The sequence below is a fragment of the Paracoccaceae bacterium Fryx2 genome, from assembly GCA_032334235.1.
Taxonomy (GTDB): domain Bacteria; phylum Pseudomonadota; class Alphaproteobacteria; order Rhodobacterales; family Rhodobacteraceae; genus JAVSGI01.
On record JAVSGI010000005.1, the window covers coordinates 2114289 to 2131716 of the forward strand.

Consider the following 17428-nt stretch of genomic DNA (forward strand, 5'->3'; position numbering starts at 1 on the left):
TCCGATATCAAACCATTTGCACCACACATTCAGACCAAGTGAACACCGACACCCGGCGCCGGTCACCCCGCGAAGCGCCCGGAATAGCGCGCCCGCAACGCGGCCTTCTGCACCTTGCCCATGGCGTTGCGCGGCAACTCGGCCAACACCACGGCATCTTTCGGTTGCTTGAACCGCGCCAGCCGGTCGCCGGTCGCCGCCAGAACCGCCCCGATGTTCAACGCAAAACCTGGCCTTGGCACCAGCACGGCGAAGACCGCCTCGCCGAAATCCGGGTGCGGCAGGCCGATCACCGCACTTTCCAGCACGCCGGGCACCTCGTCCAGCACCAGTTCGACCTCCTTGGGGTAGACGTTGAACCCGCCCGAGATGATCAGATCCTTCGAACGGCCGACGATCTGCACATAGCCGTCGTCATCGAGCCGCCCCAGATCGCCGGTCAGGAAGAACCCGTCGGGGCGCAATTCCTCGGCGGTCTTTTCCGGCATCTGCCAGTAGCCCTTGAACACGTTCGGCCCGCGCACCTCGATCATGCCGACCTCGCCGGGCGCGACTTCAGCACCATCGGCCATGATGCGCAACTCTACACCCGGCAGGGGAAAGCCCACCGTCCCGGCCCGCCGGTCGCCGTCATAGGGGTTGGAAGTGTTCATGTTGGTTTCGGTCATGCCGTAGCGTTCCAGAATGCGGTGCCCGGTGCGGGCGGCAAAACCGGCATGGGTTTCGGCCAGCAATGGGGCAGAACCCGACACGAAAATCCGCATCCCCGCCGCCAGATCGCGCGTCAGGCGCGGGTCGTCCAGCAGCCGGGTATAGAAGGTCGGCACCCCCATCATCGCGGTGGCCTGCGGCAGCAGGCGCAGCACCGTGTCCAGATCGAAGCCGGGCAGGAAGATCATCGCCCCCCCGGTCAGCAGCGTGATGTTCGAGGCGACGAACAGCCCGTGCGTGTGGAACACCGGCAGCGCGTGCAGCAGCACGTCACGGTCGGTGAAGCGCCAGAGGTCGGCCAGCACCTGCGCATTCGAAAGCAGGTTTTCATGCGTCAGCATCGCGCCCTTCGAGCGCCCCGTGGTGCCCGAGGTGTAAAGCAGCGCCGCCAGATCCTGCGGCCCACGGTCCACCGGGTCTATCGTCCCCGGCATCCCGGCGGCCCGGTCGGTCAGACTGCCCGAACCGTCGGCGTTCAGCGTCAGCACCAGCGCCCCGCTCAACGGCGCCAGCGCCGCCTCTCGCGCGGCATCACACAGAAAGACGCGCGGTGTGGCGTCGCCCAGAAAATACCCCACCTCATCGGCGGTGTAGGCCGGGTTCAACGGCAGGAACACCGCCCCCAGTGCCACGCAGGCACCATAAACCGCCAGCGCCTCGGGCGATTTGGCGACCTGCGCCGCAATCCGGTCGCCGGGCTGCACCCCCGCCACGCGCAGCGCCTGCGCCTGCCGCGCCACCAGCGCCAGAAACGCATCGCCCGACAGCGTTTCCCCGGATGGCAGGATCAGCAGCGCGCTTTCGCGCCCTCGCAGCGGGGCAAACAGCGCGTCGAACAGGGTGTTGGGCATGATGCCTCCTCGGGTGGCCTGCGCCCTGCTTGCCACGGGGCGCGGGGGCGGCTCAAGGGCCTGTCAGAAGTTCGGCGTCACGCCCGGCAGGCGCAGCGCAGTCAAGAGGTCGCGCACCTCCTGCCGGGCCGCGATGTTCGAGAGGTTCAACTGATCGACGCCGGTTTCCTTGAGGTCGAGCAGCGTCAGCCCGCGCGGGAACAGTTCGCGAAAGATCACCCGTTCGGAAAAACCGGGCGACACGCGGAACCCGATGCGTTTCGACAGATCCTCCAGTGCCGCGCCGACCTTCTTCTTGTTGTGCATCTGCTGCGCGCCAAGCCGGTTGCGCAGCACGATCCAGTCGATCGGCTTCAACCCGGCCTGCGCGCGCAACTGCCGCGCGTTCCACACCATTTCGGCATAGATCGACGGACCCTTGACCTTGCCCGTCTCGGGGTCCATCCGCGCCAGCAGGTCGAAATCGACGAAACTGTCGTTCAGCGGCGTGATCAGCGTGTCGGCCAGCGAATGCGCCATCTGGCTGAGCCGGGTGTGCGAACCCGGACAGTCGATCACGATGAAATCCGACACCTGTTCCAGCGCCGAGACCGCCGCCGACAGGCGGTGATCGAAGGCATTCTCGCCGGGCGCCAGATGCGCGGGGTCGGCCTCTGGCAGGTCGCGGTAGGCGGGGGTGGGCAGGGTCAGGCCGCTGCGGGCCAGAAAGGCAAGGCGGTTCTCGATATAGCGCCCGAAGGTCTTCTGCCGCAGATCAAGGTCCATCGCGCCGACACGAAAGCCGAGCCGGGCCAGTGCCGTGCCGACATGCATGCAGGTGGTGGACTTGCCAGAGCCGCCCTTTTCGTTCCCGACCACGATGATATGCGCCATGGCACCCTTTCGACCCTCGCCCGGATCGCCCCGCGGCGGCCGTTGCGAGCGTGTTCATGTCAAGGCTTGCGTCCTTTGGAAAGGCCCGACGCGCAGTTTTCCGCCTGTGGCGCAAGGCAGCACCCTTCGGGCAATGCAAAACGCCGCCCCGAAGGGCGGCGTGTCGTCCGGCACGGGTCGGGGATCAGAAGCCCAGACCGGCGTATTTGTTCTTGAACTTCGACACGCGGCCGCCGGTGTCCATCAGCTTGGCCGAACCGCCGGTCCATGCTGGGTGCACGGAGGGGTCGATGTCGAGCGCCATCTGGTCGCCTTCCTTGCCCCAGGTGGTGAAGGTCTGGAACACGGTGCCATCCGTCATCTTGACGTTGATCATGTGATAGTCGGGGTGGATGCCTTTTTTCATGGTCCCGGTCCTTACGCGCTGGCGCCGTTTTTGGCTTTGTAGGTGGTGTCTTCGGAAATCCGGGCGGATTTGCCACGACGGGTGCGCAGATAATACAGCTTGGCGCGGCGGACGCGGCCACGGCGGACGACCTCGATCGAATCGATGTTGGTCGAATAGAGCGGGAACACCCGTTCCACGCCTTCGCCGAACGAGATCTTGCGCACGGTGAACGAGGCGGCGATGGTCGCCCCGCCCTTGCGGCCGATCACGACGCCTTCGTAGTTCTGCACGCGCGAACGGGTGCCTTCGGTCACCTTGTAACCGACACGCACGGTGTCGCCGGCCTTGAAATCCGGGATGGTCTTGCCGAGGGCAGCGATCTGCTCTGCCTCGATCTGCGCGATAAGGTTCATCGCAAGTCCTTTCAGTTGCTCACGGTTTTTCCCGCGAAGGTGGTGCCGCCTCAGAGCTCTCGGTCTTCATCCGGGTCCCTACCGTGCGCCGCACAGTAAGCCCGCCAGAGATCAGGCCTGCGTTCCTTTGTCAGCCTTTCGGCCATGGCCTTGCGCCAGGTGGCGATTTTCGCGTGATGGCCCGATTGAAGCACTTCGGGTATCGCGCGGCCCTGCCAGACGGTCGGCTTCGTGAATTGCGGAAACTCCAAGAGTCCCTCCGAAAAGCTTTCCTCTTCGGTGGACGCGTGATTCCCGAGCACGCGGGGTATAAGCCGCACGGTCGCGTCAATCAAGGCTTGTGCGGCGATCTCGCCGCCGGTCAGGACGAAATCGCCCAGCGAGACCTCCTCGACGCCGTGATGGTCGAGCACGCGCTGATCGACGCCTTCAAACCGGCCGCACAAGAGGGTGAGGCCCTGCCCCTGCGCCCACCCGCGCGCCATGGCTTGCGTGAAGGGCTTGCCCCGCGGGGAAAGGTAGATCACCGGCCATTCGGCGCGGTCCTTCGGCGTGCCAAGCGCCGCATGTTCCAGCGCCGCGGCCACGATGTCGGCGCGCAGCACCATGCCCGCACCGCCCCCCGCCGGCGTGTCATCGACGTTGCGGTGCTTGCCGTCGCCAAAGGTCCGCAGGTCGATCGCCTCCAGCGCCCACAGCCCGTATTCGCGTGCCTTGCCGGTCAGGCTGAGGTCGAGCGTGCCGGGGAACGCCTCGGGGAACAGGGTGATGATCTTGGCGGTCCATGCACCCTTCAGCCGCTGCGGCTCCATCAGGTCGCGCGGTTTCAGGCTGGCGGAGATGCTCAGTCTGCCATGCGATTTGGGCTTGTCGGGGTCTTCGGTCATGGCGCGGGTGTGGCGGCAGCGGCCGGGGATGACAAGGGGGCCACGTCGCTATCGTCACCGTGGTGCGGTGTCGTCGTCTGCACCGCCGGCGCCGCGAAACCCTCGGGGCTGCCGGCATCCGGCGGCAGCGGAGCGGTGTCTGCAAGCGGGTCGGGCGGGGCCGGGTTGGTTGGGTTCAATGCAACTTCCGGCAACCCGTCATTGGCCGCCGCCTTCCACGGATCCCAGAGCAGCCTTGCCAGCGGGATCGACAGGAACGAGATTGCAATGGGCAGCATCACCGGGAACGGCGGCAGCGCGCCCAGCACGCCGCCGGTGCCGCGCCCGACGCCAAAGCAGACCGCCACCAGCAAGACCTGCATCGCCCCCTGCCCCAGCAGCAGAAGCCACGCCTCGGGGCGCATCCAGCCTGCGGCATCCTGCGGCCATTGCTGCGGGCGCAGGATCAAGTGCCACAGCATGAAGATCGCGGTGAACACCGGCACCAGCGCCCAGCCGTAACCGCCCAGCCCCGCCAGCAGCGGCCCGGAATACAGCAGGGCCGTGGCCCCCATCAACAGCCGCTGACGGTTCATCATCCTGACCTCCGGTGGTTCTCAGTCCAGCCCTTCGGGAATGTCGGCCACGATGCGGCGCGCGGCAAGATCGACCGTCGGCACCTGCGCCCGTGTGAAGGGCAGCAGCAGCGCGGTCTTCATGCCCGGCCCCAGCACTTCCAGCAAATCGCCCGCGCCGTGGTTGTGCACCGCCTGCACCGCGCCGATCAGCACGCCGCCGGTATCATGCACCGCCAGCCCGATCAGGTCGGCATGGTAGTATTCGTCATCGCCCAGCGAGGGCAGCTTTTCGCGGCTGACATACAGGCTGGTGCCCTTCAGCGCGTCGGCCTGCTCCTTGGTCTCGATGCCCGACATGCGCGCGCCAAGGCCCCCGGCGACCGGGCGCGTCAGCTTGACGGTGAACTTGCGGCTGCCGTCCTCGGTGAACAGCGGGCCGTAGGAGGCGATGGCGTCGGGGTCGGCGCAGAAGCTTTTCAGCCGCACCTCGCCCTTGACCCCCCAGGAGCCGGCAATGGCCCCGACGCAGACTCGGTCCGTCATTTCAGCGAGCCTCCATCCACAGGGCGGGGGCACGGTGTTCCCAACCCACGGTTTCCAGTTCCGGCACGTCGCCGTTGGTTTCCGGCCAGCCGACGCACAGGTAGCCGATCAGCCGCCAGTCATCGGGCGTGTTCAGGTCGCGCGCCAGTCGCGCCGGATCGAGAATCGAGACCCAGCCCAGCCCCAGCCCTTCGGCCCGCGCCGCCAGCCAGAACAGCGTGATCGCCCCCACCACCGAATAAGCGCGGGTTTCGGGCATCGAGCCTGCGCCAAGCCCCGCCCCCTTCGGCGTCGCCTCGTCGCAGTAAAGCGCCAGTTGCACCGGTGCCTCGCGCATGCCCGACAGCTTCAGCCCGGCATAGATACGGGCCTTTTCATCGGCATAGCCGGTCAGGGCCTTTGCGTTCTCGGCCTCGAAGTTGGCCAGCGCCGCCGCCCGCGCGGCCGCACTTTCCACCCGTATCACCCGCCACGGTTCCGACAGCCCGACCGAGGGTGCCAGCCCGAAAACGGAAAGGCAGCGGTCCAGAACCGCTGCCTCGACCGGATCGGTGCGAAAGCGGCGCACATCGCGCCGCCACCGCATCAGATCGCGCAACTCGGCGCGAAAGGCGTCGGAATAGCTGCCGTGCATGGCAGCACCGGCCTTATTCGGCGTCGGCCGGGGCGGCGGCGCGCTCGGCCTTCTTCTTGGCCAGTTCGGCCATGCGCTTGCCGGGAACGGCGGCCTTGGGGTTGTTGCGCACGGTCTTGGCCATCACGCCGGCCGCTTCCAGAAACCGCGCGACGCGGTCGGTCGGCTGCGCGCCCTGCGACAGCCAGTATTTCACCCGATCCACATCCATCTTGATGCGGTCTTCGCTGTCTTTCGCCAGCAGCGGGTTGTAGGTGCCCAGTTTTTCCAGGAAGCGGCCGTCGCGCGGCATCCGGCTGTCAGAGGCGACGATCGCGTAGTGCGGGCGCTTGTTGGAACCACCGCGGGCAAGACGGATTTTCATGGCCATAGTGCAGTCTCCTTGGGTTTGGTCGCTGAAGGCGCCAGACGCGCCCCGCAAAGCGATGTTATTTCTGCAATTTCTCGTGATGCCTGATGACTTCGGAGATGATGAAGGTCAGGAATTTCTTGGCAAACTCGGGGTCGAGGTCGGCTTCCTGCGACAGCCATTCCAGCCGCTCGATCTGGCGCGCCTCGCGCGCGGGGTCCGAGGGCGGCAGGTCGTGTTCGGCCTTCAGCCGCCCCACGGCCTTGGTCTGCTTGAAGCGTTCGGCAAGGGTATAGACCAGAATCGCGTCCAGCCGGTCGATGCTGTCGCGGTGGTCCTTCAGCAGCGCGGCGGCCTGTGCTGCGGCGTCGGTCATGGCAATCTGGGCATGGGTCATGCGGCGGCCTCGGGGTGGCGGTAGATGTGGATCAGCGTGCCCTTCAGCGTGCCGCGCCGTTCCATCCGGGCACCCAGCCGTTCCGCCAGGCGGATCGAGCGTGCATTGTCGGGCGCGATGTGGCTGATCAGCGGGCCAAGGCCAAAGCCGGTCCTGGCAAAGGCGCGCGCGGCCAGCGCGGCCTCGTGTGCCAACCCCTTGCCTTCGGCACCGGCATAGACATGCCAGCCCAATTCCGGTTCGGACCAGCCGTCGTGGTAGGTGACGCCAACCCGGCCGATCATCCGGCCGCTGTCGCGCAGATCGACCGACCAGTAACCGTAGCCGCGCAACGCCCAGTGGCCGATACCCGCCAGCAACACGCGCCAGGTGTCCCAGCGGCTGAACGGGCCGCCGACAAAGCGCGCCCGGTCCGTCGCGCCGAACGCGGCCATCGGCTCCAGATCGCTCTCCCGCGGCGCGCGCAGGGTCAGGCGGTCGGTTTCCAGGGTGGGAATGGCGAAGGGCAAAGTCATTTCTTCTTGCCAAGCCCCGACAGGCCGGGGGGCAGCTTCATGCCGCCCATGCCGGGAAAGCCGCCCATGCCGGGGGGCATCCGGCCCTTCATCGCGGCGGCGGCGGCCTTCATGGTTTCGGGGTCGAGGCTGCCGGGGTCGGGCATCGCGCCGCCCTTGCCCATCTTCTGCTTGAGCGCCTGTTTCATCATGCCGCCCTTGCCCATCTTCTTCATCATGTCCGCCATCTGGCGGTGCTGCTTCAGAAGCCGGTTCAGTTCGGCCACCTCAAGCCCGGCACCGGCGGCGACGCGCTTCTTGCGGCTGGCGGCCAGCAGGTCGGGGTTGGCCCGTTCCTTCTTGGTCATCGAGTTGATCAGCGCGACCTGGCGGCGCAGCATCCGGTCGTCGAACCCGGCCTCCTCGGCCTGCTTCGCCATCTTGCCCATGCCCGGCATCATGCCCATCAGGCCCTGCATTCCGCCCATCTTCTGCATCTGTTCCAGCTGGCCCTTGAGGTCGTTCATGTTGAACAGCCCCTTCTGGAACCGCTTCATCATGCGTTCGGCCTGTTCGGCCTCGAAGGTTTCCTGCGCCTTCTCGACGAGGGCCACGATGTCGCCCATGCCAAGGATGCGGCCCGCGACCCGCTCCGGCTCGAACGTCTCGATCGCGTCCATCTTCTCGCCAAGGCCGACGAAACGGATTGGCTTGCCCGTCACGGCGCGCATCGACAGCGCAGCACCGCCCCGCCCGTCGCCGTCCATCCGGGTCAGCACCACGCCGGTGATGCCGACCTTGCCATCGAATTCGGTGGCGACGTTCACGGCGTCCTGCCCGGTCAGGCCATCGACCACCAGCAGCGTCTCGCGCGGCTGGGCGATGTCGCGCACCGCCTGCACCTCGTCCATCAGCACTTCGTCGATGTGCAGACGGCCGGCGGTGTCGAGGAACAGCACGTCATAGCCGCCCATGGTCGCCTGCGTCTTGGCGCGGCGGGCGATCTGGACGGCGGTCTCGCCCTTGACGATCGGCAGGCTGTCGACGCCGACCTGGGCTGCCAGAATCTGCAACTGCTCCATCGCGGCGGGGCGGTTGGTGTCGAGGCTGGCCAGCAGCACGCGCTTGCCCTGCTTGTCATGCAGCCGCTTGGCCAGCTTGGCGGTGGTGGTGGTCTTGCCCGAGCCCTGCAGGCCGACCATCAGCACGCAGGCGGGCGGATTGTCGATCTTCAGCGCATCGGCCGGACCATCGCCCGCCAGCACATGAATCAGCTCGTCATGCACGATCTTGACGACCTGCTGCCCCGGCGTCACCGATTTTGTTACCGCCTGGCCGGTCGCCTTGGCCTGCACCCGCGCCACGAATTCGCGCGCCACCGCCAGCGAAACGTCGGCCTCCAGCAGCGCCACGCGCACCTCGCGCAGCGCGGTGGCGACATCGGCCTCCGACAGCGCGCCCTGCTTGGTCAGCCGGTCAAAGACCGAACCCAGGCGTTCTGACAGGTTCTCGAACATCGCGGGCCCTCCTGGAGCGTTGCTGACGTGCCGGATATGCGTCCGGCGGGGTGACGGTGCAATGCGGCATGACACCCGTGGGCGCAACGCGCTGACGGATGGCGATCCCCGCATATGCGACGGGACCGGAAGCAGGGCCTCCGGGGAATTGGGGCGAAATACGCCGGGGTGCCGGGCGAGTCAAGCGGTCCTGCCGCACCCGCTTTCATCTTGGCTCAAATATCCCCCGCGGAGCGTCCTGCCCCGGCGACGGGTGCCTCCGGCGGGGATATTTGAACCAAGATGAAAGCCCTTGCAAGGCGCGCCCAAACCGGGCGTCATTGCGCCAGATTGCAACCGGGGGCCACGTGGAAAACTGGGATGAGATCCGCACCGCGTTTCAGGTGGCGCGACTGGGCACCGTGTCGGGCGCGGCAGAGGTGCTGGGGGTGCATCATGCCACGGTGATCCGCCACATCGACGCGCTGGAAAAGCGGCTGGGGGCACGGCTGTTCCAGCGCCACGCGCGCGGCTACACCCCGACCGAGGCCGGGCGCGACCTGCTGCTGGTGGCGCAGACCACCGAAGAACAGTTCAGCCAGCTTGCCAGCCGGATCAAGGGTCAGGGCGAAACGGTCGGGGGCGAGTTGGTGGTCACCTCGATTTCCGGCATCGCGGGGCTGCTGACGCCGGTGATGGTGGGGTTTCAGGCGGCGCACCCCGGGCTGACCGTGCGGTTCCTGACCGACATGCGGGTGTTCCGGCTGGACTACGGTGAAGCGCATGTGGCGATTCGCGCCGGGGCCGCGCCGGAAGAGCCCGACAACGTGGTGCAGCCGCTGGTGCGGGTGCGGACCGGCCTTTACGCGGCGAAATCCTACGTCGCGGCGCATGGCCTGCCCGCGGGACCGCAGGATTTCGCGCACCATCAGTTCATCGCGGCCGACAGCGCCGCCAGCCGCGCGCCGTTCCACCGCTGGCTGCGCGAGCATGTGGCGCCCGAGCGGCTGAGCTACCGCGCCTCCGAGCCGGCCGCGCTGGAAATGGCGGTCCGGGCTGGCGCGGGAATCGGCTTTCTGTCGGCCTATCTGGCCGAAGGCGACCCGGACCTGGTAACGGTGATGCCGCCGCACCCCGAATGGGAAGCCCCGCTGTGGATCGTGACGCATGTCGATCTGCACCGCACGGTCAAGGTGCAGGGATTCCTTACCCATCTGAAACGGGCCGCGGCCGGGTGGGCCTCGATTTGAGGCTGACCGAGGGCCAGCGCGGCCATCTGGCGATGCTGGCCTTTTCGGCGCTGGTGGCGGGGTCGTTCTCGCTGGGGGCGATGGCGGCCCCGCTGATCGCCCCGGCTGCGCTGACCACGGCGCGCTTTCTGCTGGCCGGTGTGCTGGTGGGGGCGGTGGCGCTGGCCACCACCGGGGTCTCGCGCCAGGCCCTGACCGCGCCGTGGCGCTACATCGTGCTTGGGGCGCTGCTGGCCGCCTATTTCGTGCTGATGTTCGAGGGCCTGAAGACCGCGGCCCCGGTGGCGGCCTCGGCCGTGTTCACCCTGACGCCGGTGATGGCGGCGGGGTTCGGCTGGCTGCTGCTGCGGCAGGTCACCACGCCGCGGATGGCGCTGGCGCTGGCGATCGGGGCGGCGGGGGCGGTCTGGGTGATCTTTCGCGCCGATCTGGGCGCGCTGGCCGGGCTGGAGGTCGGGCGCGGCGAGTTGGTGTATTTCTGGGGCTGCGTCGCACATGCGGTCTATGCGCCGATGGTGCGCAAACTGAACCGGGGCGAGCCTGCGGTGGTCTTCACCCTGGGGATGATGGTGGCGGGCTTCGTGATCCTGCTGATCTGGGGATGGCGCGATGTGGTGGCGACCGACTGGCTGGCGTTGCCCGGCATCGTCTGGCTGACGCTGCTCTATGTGGCGGTGTTTGCCAGTGCCGTCACCTTCGTGCTGCTGCAATACGCGACGCTGCGGCTGCCCTCGGCCAAGGTGATGGCCTACACCTACCTGACGCCAAGCTGGGTCATCCTTTGGGAAATCGCGCTTGGCCGCACGGCACCGCCGGTCATGGTGCTGGCGGGCGTGGCGTTCAGCATTCTGGCGTTGCTGCTGCTGGTGAAGGACGAGGCGTAGCTATTGCCGGTCAGCCGCCAGAACCCGGCTGATTGCCAGCGGCAGAATGACCACCAGCGCCGCCAGCAGGAACACCATTTCCAGAATGAACACGGTGACATAGGGCGTGGCCTCGCCGAATGTGCCGCCGATCTGCAGGCCGAGCACGACATCGCGAATCACCCCGGCCGAGGCAATAGCCACGCCGGCCGCGGTGGCCTGCACCGCGCCCCAGGCCCCCAGAGCCAGACCGACCTGCTCTTTCGGGGCCAGCCGCATCGTGGCCGTCAGGGTGCCATGGCTGAAAAGCCCGCCGCCGAAGCCGACCAGCATGGTGCCAAGCACGAACATGGTCGTCGTGCCGCCGGTCGCCGCCCCGATGATCGCCGCAAACCCCGGCAGCGCCGCCAGACCACCCAGCGCAGCCATCCGCAGCGGGTCCGCCCCGCGTGACAGCACCGCCGAGGCCAGCGCAAAGCCGATCAGCCCGCCGCCCGAAAACAGTGCAGTCAGCCGGGTGGTCTGGGCCACCGTCATGTCCAGCACCTGCCCGCCATAGGGCTCCAGCAGCACATCGGCCATGCCGAAACCCAGCGTGCCGAGGCCGATCACGATCAGCCCGCGCAGCGCATTGCGCGCCGTGATGAATTCGCGCCAGCTGTCGGAAAACTGCGGCTCGACCTCGGGCTTGACGGTGCGAGAGCGGTCGCGCGGTTCCTGTTTCCACATCGCAATCAGGTTCAGCACCATGGTCGCAACCGCAGCACCCTGGATGACCTGAATCAGCTTCGCCGGATGGTAGGGCGTCAGTAGCGCGCCGAAGATCAGCGCGCTGGCGATCATGCCGACCAGCAGCATGACATACATCAGGCCGACGACTTTCGGCTGATCCTCGCGCGGGGCCAGATCGGTGGCCAGCGCCAGACCGACCGTCTGCACCGTATGCACCCCGGCCCCCACCAGCAGGAACGCCAGCCCGGCGCTGGCCAGGCCGATCCATTCCGGCGTGCCCGCCGCGTAATCCTTGCCCGAAAGCACCAGCAGCGCGAACGGCATGATGGCAAAGCCGCCCCACTGGAGCAGGGTGCCCTTCCAGATCCAGGGCGTGCGCCGCCAGCCGAGCGCGGAAATGTGGGTATCCGACTTGAACCCGATCAGCGCGCGAAACGGCGCGAACAGCAGCGGCAGCGAGATCATGATGCCGACCAGCGAGGCGGGCACGTCAAGCTCGACGATCATCACCCGGTTCAGCGTGCCGACCAGCAGCACCAGCGCCATTCCCACCGAAACCTGAAACAGCGACAACCGCAGCAGCTTGCCAAGCGGCAGGGTTTCAGATGCCGCGTCGGCAAAGGGAAGGTAGCGCGGGCCGATCCGGATCAGGCTTTGGGTGGCCCATTTGCTGAATCGGCTCATGCAGAAAATCCTTTTTCAGGATGGCGCACCACCGCGTCGCGCCGCAGCCCTGCCACCCGGGTGGTTCTTTGTTCCGGGAACCGGTGTTCGGGGAACAGGTCAGCGACCGGGTATCATGCTGAAGGGTCGGACCGCTTTGTCATGACACGCAGGCCGGGATCGGAGGATCCCGGCCTGCGTAGGGTTTGTTGTCTGAACGACATGAGGTTCAGGTCAGACGAGACCCGGGCGCCCATTCCCGTTCAGCGGCCCTTTCAGGGCGTCATCGGCACACCATTGTAGAAGTTCTGGAGCCAAGGAGTGTTGGTCACCAGAGCCAGATGGACGAGGAACGAGCTGACTGCCACGGCGGTCAGGAACAGCGGGATGCCAGTCGTCGGTTTGACAACGAGCCAGATTTTACCATTGGTCATCTTGCTTCTCCCTTAGCCGAGCCACGGAGTGGCGACAGCCGCCAGAAAGTGCGCCAGAAGCGCGATACCGCCGAAAACGCGGGTCCCGAGGATGAGCTGCTTGTGCACCTCTTCAGCCTCGGGAGCGGTCAGACCGGTCGGCCAGACCTTGGTCGGATCATCAGTCACTTTTCGTCTCCCCAATCAAGATTACGACGAGTTGCGTGAAGGGCCCTCACGCTGGCTTGAACAACGAGCGGATCGAACCATCAGGCCACACGAAGTGGCTTTGCAGGCCATGGTCCAACGTCGCTGCCAGAAAAAAGTGTCACATCCGAATGACAAAAACAATGTCAACTTAGGCTTACAGACTGCGTTCCGGTGCGATGTATTGACCCGCCCCCCTGAGAAGGCAGACCTGCAATATACAACGCCATTCCGCATCATTTCCGGTGCTTCCCTTCTCCGGCCCCGCCGTTCCGCCCCAAAGAACCGTGCAAAACTGCCGTTTTCTCAGCGATTTCGGGCCTGAACGGCTGCCATGCGCCCGTTTTCCGGGCCATGGAGGCCCCCGCGCGCGCTGCCACCCGCTCCCGCCCACAGAGCCGCCAGCCGTGGCGCTCGCCTGGCCGGAACCGGGCGGCCGGCGACGGGGCGGTGCAGCACGGGGCACGCGACCGGGGCGAAGTTTGCTGCAAAAGACCTGACGGCAGCAAAGCCCGCCGGGGAATCACCAGGGCTTGCCGCCCCCGCGACTCGCGTCGGCCATCGGGGCCTCTCGCAGGCCGCGCCGCCGCGCAGGACGGCTTTGACTGCGACAGATTGACGTTGGCGGCCCCCCGCAACGCCGCCCCTGGCACCGGGATGCAGCCCTCTGGATCGGCCGCCGAAATCCGGTGCCGAGGCGGCAAACGGGCCTGACCCGGACCCGTCGCGGATGGCACGAGCGGGTTCGAAACCCGGGTTTCCCCCAGCCCGGCGCCGACACGGCATCCACGGCCGATCGCACCACAAACCGCAGGAAAGATTGAAGGAACCAGTCATTTTCCCGTCATCGGGCGCCGTATCTTTGGCGGGCGACGCCCCCGGCCCGCGGTTTGCGGCGCAGCAGCCGATCCCCGCCCGCGCAGGTTGCCGCAATCCCGAGGCACCGGTCTGCGAGACGACCGCCGGCTTGCCACGGCAACCATTCCGCCCCGACGCGGCGCGGCCCCGCGCCCCCCCTGTGGCAGGCAGGCGCGACGGATCGGACCCTTGTCGTTCGAACTCCGCGTGCTAACGTTCCCGGCGAAGAACCATGACCATCTATCGTTGGCTGTGATTTGCTTCTGAAACCGGTTGGGTTCCATGCGAACGACGAAGGAGAAGACAATGACGATCAGGAACTGGCTGAAGAATGAAGAGGGGAAATCCAACAGTTGGCCCATCGCGGGCGCTGTGGGCTTCGTAACGTTCGTAGGGATGGTGGCGGCCGGTGAACAATCGGATGTCAACGCCATTCCCGTTGCGGGCCTTGTGACCTTCTTCTTCGGGGGCTTCCTGGAATGGGCCTTCTGGGGCCGCGATCCGGAAACCCAGATGAAGGGGATGCTCGAATACATGACCCCGACCAAGATGATGGAATACCCGGATTTCTTCGGGGTTTCCACCTATGACCACCGGATGGAGAAGATGCGCAAACTGGTGGCGCGCGTCGAGCCGAAAGAACTGATGAAGGTCGAGGGCAGCCCGTTCGCTTCCTCGCTGAACACGGTTCCGCCGCAACTCCTTCGCATCGAGGCGGCACTCGCCCCGAAAGGTCTGATGACCTATGACGACATGGGCACCATCGGAGCCTTGCTCCAGTGGGAAGGCAAGCGCGCCGCCTGATCTACGCGCCTGCGCGTCGGAACCTGACCTTTCGCCCGCCTGCTTTTGCAGACGGGCGATTTCTGCGTTTATACGGCCGCTCGACACCACGCCCACCCCTGCCCCGCTACGGGTGCGAAGCTTTCGCTTGCAGGCAACCTTGACCTTCATCACGGCCGCCGACGCGGCGCAGGGCTCGCTCAGGGTTTCGGCCGGTCGTCCCAATCGGTTTTCAGGATGCGGTTGGCATCCCCCTGCGGGTCTTCGAACTGCCGCGATTTCAACGCCCAGAAGAACGCCGCCAGACCGATACCGCCGAGAAACAGCGATACCGGAATCAGATAGGCCAGAATGTCCATGGGTTACCTCAGCCGAAGGGCATTGAGCGATACGGTGATCGACGACAGCGACATGGCCAGCGCCGCCGCAAGCGGCGTAGCCAGGCCCACCAGCGCCAGCGGCACGGCCACCACGTTGTAGATGGCCGAGATCGCGAAATTCTCCTTGATCCGCCGGGTGGATTGCCGCGCGATTCGCAGCGCATCGGCTATCGGGGCCATGTCCTGCCCCAGCAACACGATATCCGACGCCACCCGCGCCGCATCCAGCGCCGACGCGGGCGAAATCGAGACATGCGCCGCCGCCAGTGCCGCCGTGTCGTTCAACCCGTCACCCACCATCAGCACCCGCCGCCCTTCGGCGGTCAGCGTCGCCACACGCGCCGATTTTTCCGCTGGCAGCGCGCCAGAGGTCCATTCGGCAATCCCCAGACGCCCGGCCAGTTCGGCCACCGCCCCTTCGGCATCACCCGAAATCAGCAGGATTCGCAGCTTTTGCGCCGCCAGCGCGGCGATTGCGGTTTCGGCGCCCGGCCGCAGCCGGTCCGCAAAGGTGAAGGGGCGCGGCGCACCATCGCCAAGGCAGAGGTAGGTCGCGGTGACCGGCAGCGGGTCGGCGTCGCACCAGCTTGCCCGGCCCAGCCGCACCGTCTGGCCGCGCCACTGCCCCTCGACGCCATACCCCGGCACCTCGCGCAGATCAGTGACGATCGCCGTGCGAATCCCTGCCGCCCGCGCCGCCTGCGCCAGCGCCACGGCCAGCGGATGCGACGAGGCCCCGGCCAGTGCCGCCGCAACCTCGATCTCGACGCGCGGCTGACTGCCGAGATTGGTCGGTTCGGGCACCCCGAGCGTGAGCGTGCCGGTCTTGTCAAACACCACGCAATCCACCTCGGCCAGCCGTTCCAGCGCCGTGCCGTGCTTGATCAGCAACCCCTTGCGGAACAGCTTGCCCGAGGCGGCGGTAACCACGGCCGGAACGGCAAGACCCAGCGCGCAGGGGCAGGTGATGATCAGCACCGCCGCCGAGATGTTGACGGCAAAGCGCACATCGCCCCCGGTGATCCACATCCAGACCCCGAACGCGCCGAAGGACAGGATATGCACCAAAGGCGAATAAAGCCGCGAGGCCCGTTCGGCCAGCGAGGTGTATCGGGTCTTGGCACTTTCAGCGATGGCAACCAGATCAGCCATGCGGTGCAGCGACGAATCCTTGCCCGCCGCGGTGACGCGCACCGTCAGCGGGCCGGTCAGGTTCACCTCACCAGCCGAAACCACCGTTTCGGGGCCCGCGAACACCGGCAGGCTTTCGCCGGTCAGCAGCGCGCGGTCGATCTCGGAGGTGCCCTCGACCACCACGCCATCAACCGGCATCCGCCCGCCGGGCCTCACCCGCACCCATTCACCGACCCGCAGATCCGAGATCGCCACCGCCACCTCGGCACCGTCGCGCAGCGCAAAGGCGCGCGGCACTTCCAGCGCCGCCAGTTCCTCGGCCGCCGATCGGGCCACGGCGCGGGTGCGGTGGTCGAGATAGCGCCCGGCCAGCAGGAAGAACGTCAGCATCACGGCGGCATCGAAATAGGCGTGGTGGCCGGACTGGAACGTCTCGAACAGCGAAATCGCGGACGCAAGGATGATCGCAAGGCTGATCGGCACATCCATGCCCAGCCGCCCGACCCGAAGCACCGCCCAGGCATTGCGGAAGAACGGCTGGCCGCAGAAGGCCACGGTCGGCAGGGCGATGGCGGCAGAAATCCAGTGGAACAGGTCGCGCGTCGCGTCCTCGGCCCCCGACCAGACCGCGACCGACAGCAGCATGACGTTCATCATGCTGAAGCCCGCCACCCCCAGCCGCATCAGCAGCTCGCGGCCCTGACGGTCGGTTTCGGTGGCCGACAGCAGGCCGGCGTCAAGTTCGTGCGCCTCGTAGCCCAGCCGGTCGAGAGCTGCGATCAGCGTGTCGGCGGTGATTTCGGGGGCAGCCTCGACGCTGACACGGCGCAAGGTCAGGTTGACCCGGGCCGAGATCACGCCGGGCAGCTTTTCCAGCCCGCCTTCGACGGTGGACATGCAGGCCGCGCAATGCGCGGTGGGCAGCGACAGCATCAGGCGCGCATGGTGCGGCCTTGACAGTTCGGCCAGCCGTTCGGCCGACGGTGCCACCGCACAGGCCGGGCAGGCCGAGGCGCGCCCGCCTTCATGCACATCCTCTTCTTCGCTGTCGAAGGGCGGAGTTGGCACAAGGCGCTGCGCGGTAGCCATTGCTTCAGCCCTTCACGAACAGGTCGATGCGCTGGCGAAACAGGGTGCCGTCGGCCGCCCTGGCCTCGATCTGCATCATCCACTTGCCGGGATCGAGATCGAGCGGCGCCGTGAACACGCCCGATTCGCGCAGGAACTCCGGCGTCTGGTCCTTGCGAGATTCGGTGGTGCGGCCGACCAGCACCGACAGCGAAGCGATCTGCGCCGGCAGCCCTGCGTCATCAGTAAACGCCAGCCTCAGCGTCTTGCCGACCGGATCGTAGGCGGGCACCAGGGTCCAGCCCAGCCCCTCCTGCGCCGCGCGGTCGGCGTCGAACGACTGGCTCGCGACATAGGAGTTCGCCACTTCCAGCCCGGGAAAGGTGGTGACGGCCTTGGTCGCCATCACCAGGTTCACGGCGATGATGACGCTGAAAGCGGAAACGGTGATGATCGCAACCTTGCGCCCCGTCAGTTCGGCCAT

Annotated in this window: 21 protein-coding genes; 3 read left to right on the top strand and 18 right to left on the bottom strand. The window is 66.8% G+C overall.

The features are described from left to right. Positions 1–62: 62 nt before the first annotated feature. From RNZ50_19470 to ffh, 12 genes are all read right to left on the bottom strand, one after another. Positions 63–1562 (bottom strand): malonyl-CoA synthase, encoded by a 1500-nt coding sequence (locus RNZ50_19470; protein ID MDT8857171.1) that lies wholly within the window; start codon positions 1560–1562, stop codon positions 63–65. Between the two features lie 63 nt (positions 1563–1625). Continuing rightward, complete coding sequence (locus RNZ50_19475; protein ID MDT8857172.1) at positions 1626–2435, bottom strand: division plane positioning ATPase MipZ; 810 nt, start codon at positions 2433–2435, stop codon at positions 1626–1628. A 184-nt stretch (positions 2436–2619) separates the two neighbouring features. Continuing rightward, positions 2620–2841, bottom strand: coding sequence for a 50S ribosomal protein L31 (gene rpmE / locus RNZ50_19480; protein MDT8857173.1), 222 nt, complete (start codon positions 2839–2841; stop codon positions 2620–2622). Positions 2842–2852: 11 nt separating this feature from the next. Further along, positions 2853–3236: a 50S ribosomal protein L19 gene (gene rplS / locus RNZ50_19485; GenBank protein MDT8857174.1), complete on the bottom strand. Its 384-nt coding sequence runs from the start codon at positions 3234–3236 to the stop codon at positions 2853–2855. 50 nt (positions 3237–3286) lie between these two features. Then, positions 3287–4123, bottom strand: a complete 837-nt coding sequence (gene trmD, locus RNZ50_19490) for a tRNA (guanosine(37)-N1)-methyltransferase TrmD (protein ID MDT8857175.1) — start codon at positions 4121–4123, stop codon at positions 3287–3289. Further along, on the bottom strand, positions 4120–4701 hold the full coding sequence (locus tag RNZ50_19495) for a hypothetical protein (GenBank protein ID MDT8857176.1): 582 nt from the start codon (positions 4699–4701) through the stop codon (positions 4120–4122). Before RNZ50_19495 ends, trmD begins: the two co-directional genes overlap by 4 nt. Positions 4702–4719: 18 nt before the next feature. Further along, the gene (rimM, locus tag RNZ50_19500; protein ID MDT8857177.1) at positions 4720–5223 is read right to left on the bottom strand and encodes a ribosome maturation factor RimM; all 504 of its coding nucleotides are present in this window, start codon (positions 5221–5223) and stop codon (positions 4720–4722) included. A 1-nt stretch (position 5224) separates the two neighbouring features. After that, complete coding sequence (gene bluB / locus RNZ50_19505) at positions 5225–5857, bottom strand: 5,6-dimethylbenzimidazole synthase (protein MDT8857178.1); 633 nt, start codon at positions 5855–5857, stop codon at positions 5225–5227. Positions 5858–5870: 13 nt separating this feature from the next. Further along, on the bottom strand, positions 5871–6227 hold the full coding sequence (gene rpsP, locus RNZ50_19510; GenBank protein ID MDT8857179.1) for a 30S ribosomal protein S16: 357 nt from the start codon (positions 6225–6227) through the stop codon (positions 5871–5873). Positions 6228–6285: 58 nt separating this feature from the next. Then, on the bottom strand, positions 6286–6582 hold the full coding sequence (locus RNZ50_19515; GenBank protein MDT8857180.1) for a chorismate mutase: 297 nt from the start codon (positions 6580–6582) through the stop codon (positions 6286–6288). Between the two features lie 17 nt (positions 6583–6599). Beyond that, a complete protein-coding gene (locus tag RNZ50_19520; protein MDT8857181.1) occupies positions 6600–7118 on the bottom strand; it encodes a GNAT family N-acetyltransferase in 519 nt (172 codons plus the stop codon). After that, positions 7115–8614: a signal recognition particle protein gene (gene ffh, locus RNZ50_19525; protein ID MDT8857182.1), complete on the bottom strand. Its 1500-nt coding sequence runs from the start codon at positions 8612–8614 to the stop codon at positions 7115–7117. Before ffh ends, RNZ50_19520 begins: the two co-directional genes overlap by 4 nt. A 347-nt stretch (positions 8615–8961) precedes the next feature. Between ffh and RNZ50_19530 the strand changes: the two genes are divergently transcribed. Both RNZ50_19530 and RNZ50_19535 read left to right on the top strand, forming a co-directional pair. Next, entirely contained in the window at positions 8962–9843 is an 882-nt protein-coding gene (locus RNZ50_19530; GenBank protein ID MDT8857183.1) for a LysR family transcriptional regulator, read from the top strand. A gap of 2 nt (positions 9844–9845) precedes the next feature. Then, the gene (locus RNZ50_19535) at positions 9846–10727 is read left to right on the top strand and encodes a DMT family transporter (protein MDT8857184.1); all 882 of its coding nucleotides are present in this window, start codon (positions 9846–9848) and stop codon (positions 10725–10727) included. Here RNZ50_19535 and RNZ50_19540 read toward each other — a convergent pair whose 3' ends face one another. The 3 genes from RNZ50_19540 to pufB all read right to left on the bottom strand — a co-directional run bounded on the left by RNZ50_19540 (position 10728) and on the right by pufB (position 12703). Continuing rightward, entirely contained in the window at positions 10728–12122 is a 1395-nt protein-coding gene (locus RNZ50_19540; protein MDT8857185.1) for a PucC family protein, read from the bottom strand. It abuts the gene before it with no gap. Positions 12123–12376: 254 nt separating this feature from the next. After that, complete coding sequence (locus tag RNZ50_19545) at positions 12377–12535, bottom strand: light-harvesting protein (GenBank protein ID MDT8857186.1); 159 nt, start codon at positions 12533–12535, stop codon at positions 12377–12379. 12 nt (positions 12536–12547) lie between these two features. After that, positions 12548–12703 (bottom strand): light-harvesting antenna LH1, beta subunit, encoded by a 156-nt coding sequence (gene pufB, locus RNZ50_19550; GenBank protein MDT8857187.1) that lies wholly within the window; start codon positions 12701–12703, stop codon positions 12548–12550. Positions 12704–13885: 1182 nt separating this feature from the next. Here pufB and RNZ50_19555 point away from each other — a divergent pair. Further along, positions 13886–14383, top strand: coding sequence for a hypothetical protein (locus RNZ50_19555; GenBank protein ID MDT8857188.1), 498 nt, complete (start codon positions 13886–13888; stop codon positions 14381–14383). Positions 14384–14562: 179 nt separating this feature from the next. Here RNZ50_19555 and ccoS read toward each other — a convergent pair whose 3' ends face one another. The 3 genes from ccoS to RNZ50_19570 are packed head-to-tail and all read right to left on the bottom strand — an operon-like array spanning position 14563 to position 17428. Continuing rightward, positions 14563–14721 (bottom strand): cbb3-type cytochrome oxidase assembly protein CcoS, encoded by a 159-nt coding sequence (ccoS, locus tag RNZ50_19560; protein MDT8857189.1) that lies wholly within the window; start codon positions 14719–14721, stop codon positions 14563–14565. Between the two features lie 3 nt (positions 14722–14724). Further along, positions 14725–16965, bottom strand: a complete 2241-nt coding sequence (locus RNZ50_19565; protein MDT8857190.1) for a heavy metal translocating P-type ATPase — start codon at positions 16963–16965, stop codon at positions 14725–14727. 4 nt (positions 16966–16969) lie between these two features. Next, positions 16970–17428, bottom strand: coding sequence for a FixH family protein (locus RNZ50_19570; GenBank protein ID MDT8857191.1), 459 nt, complete (start codon positions 17426–17428; stop codon positions 16970–16972).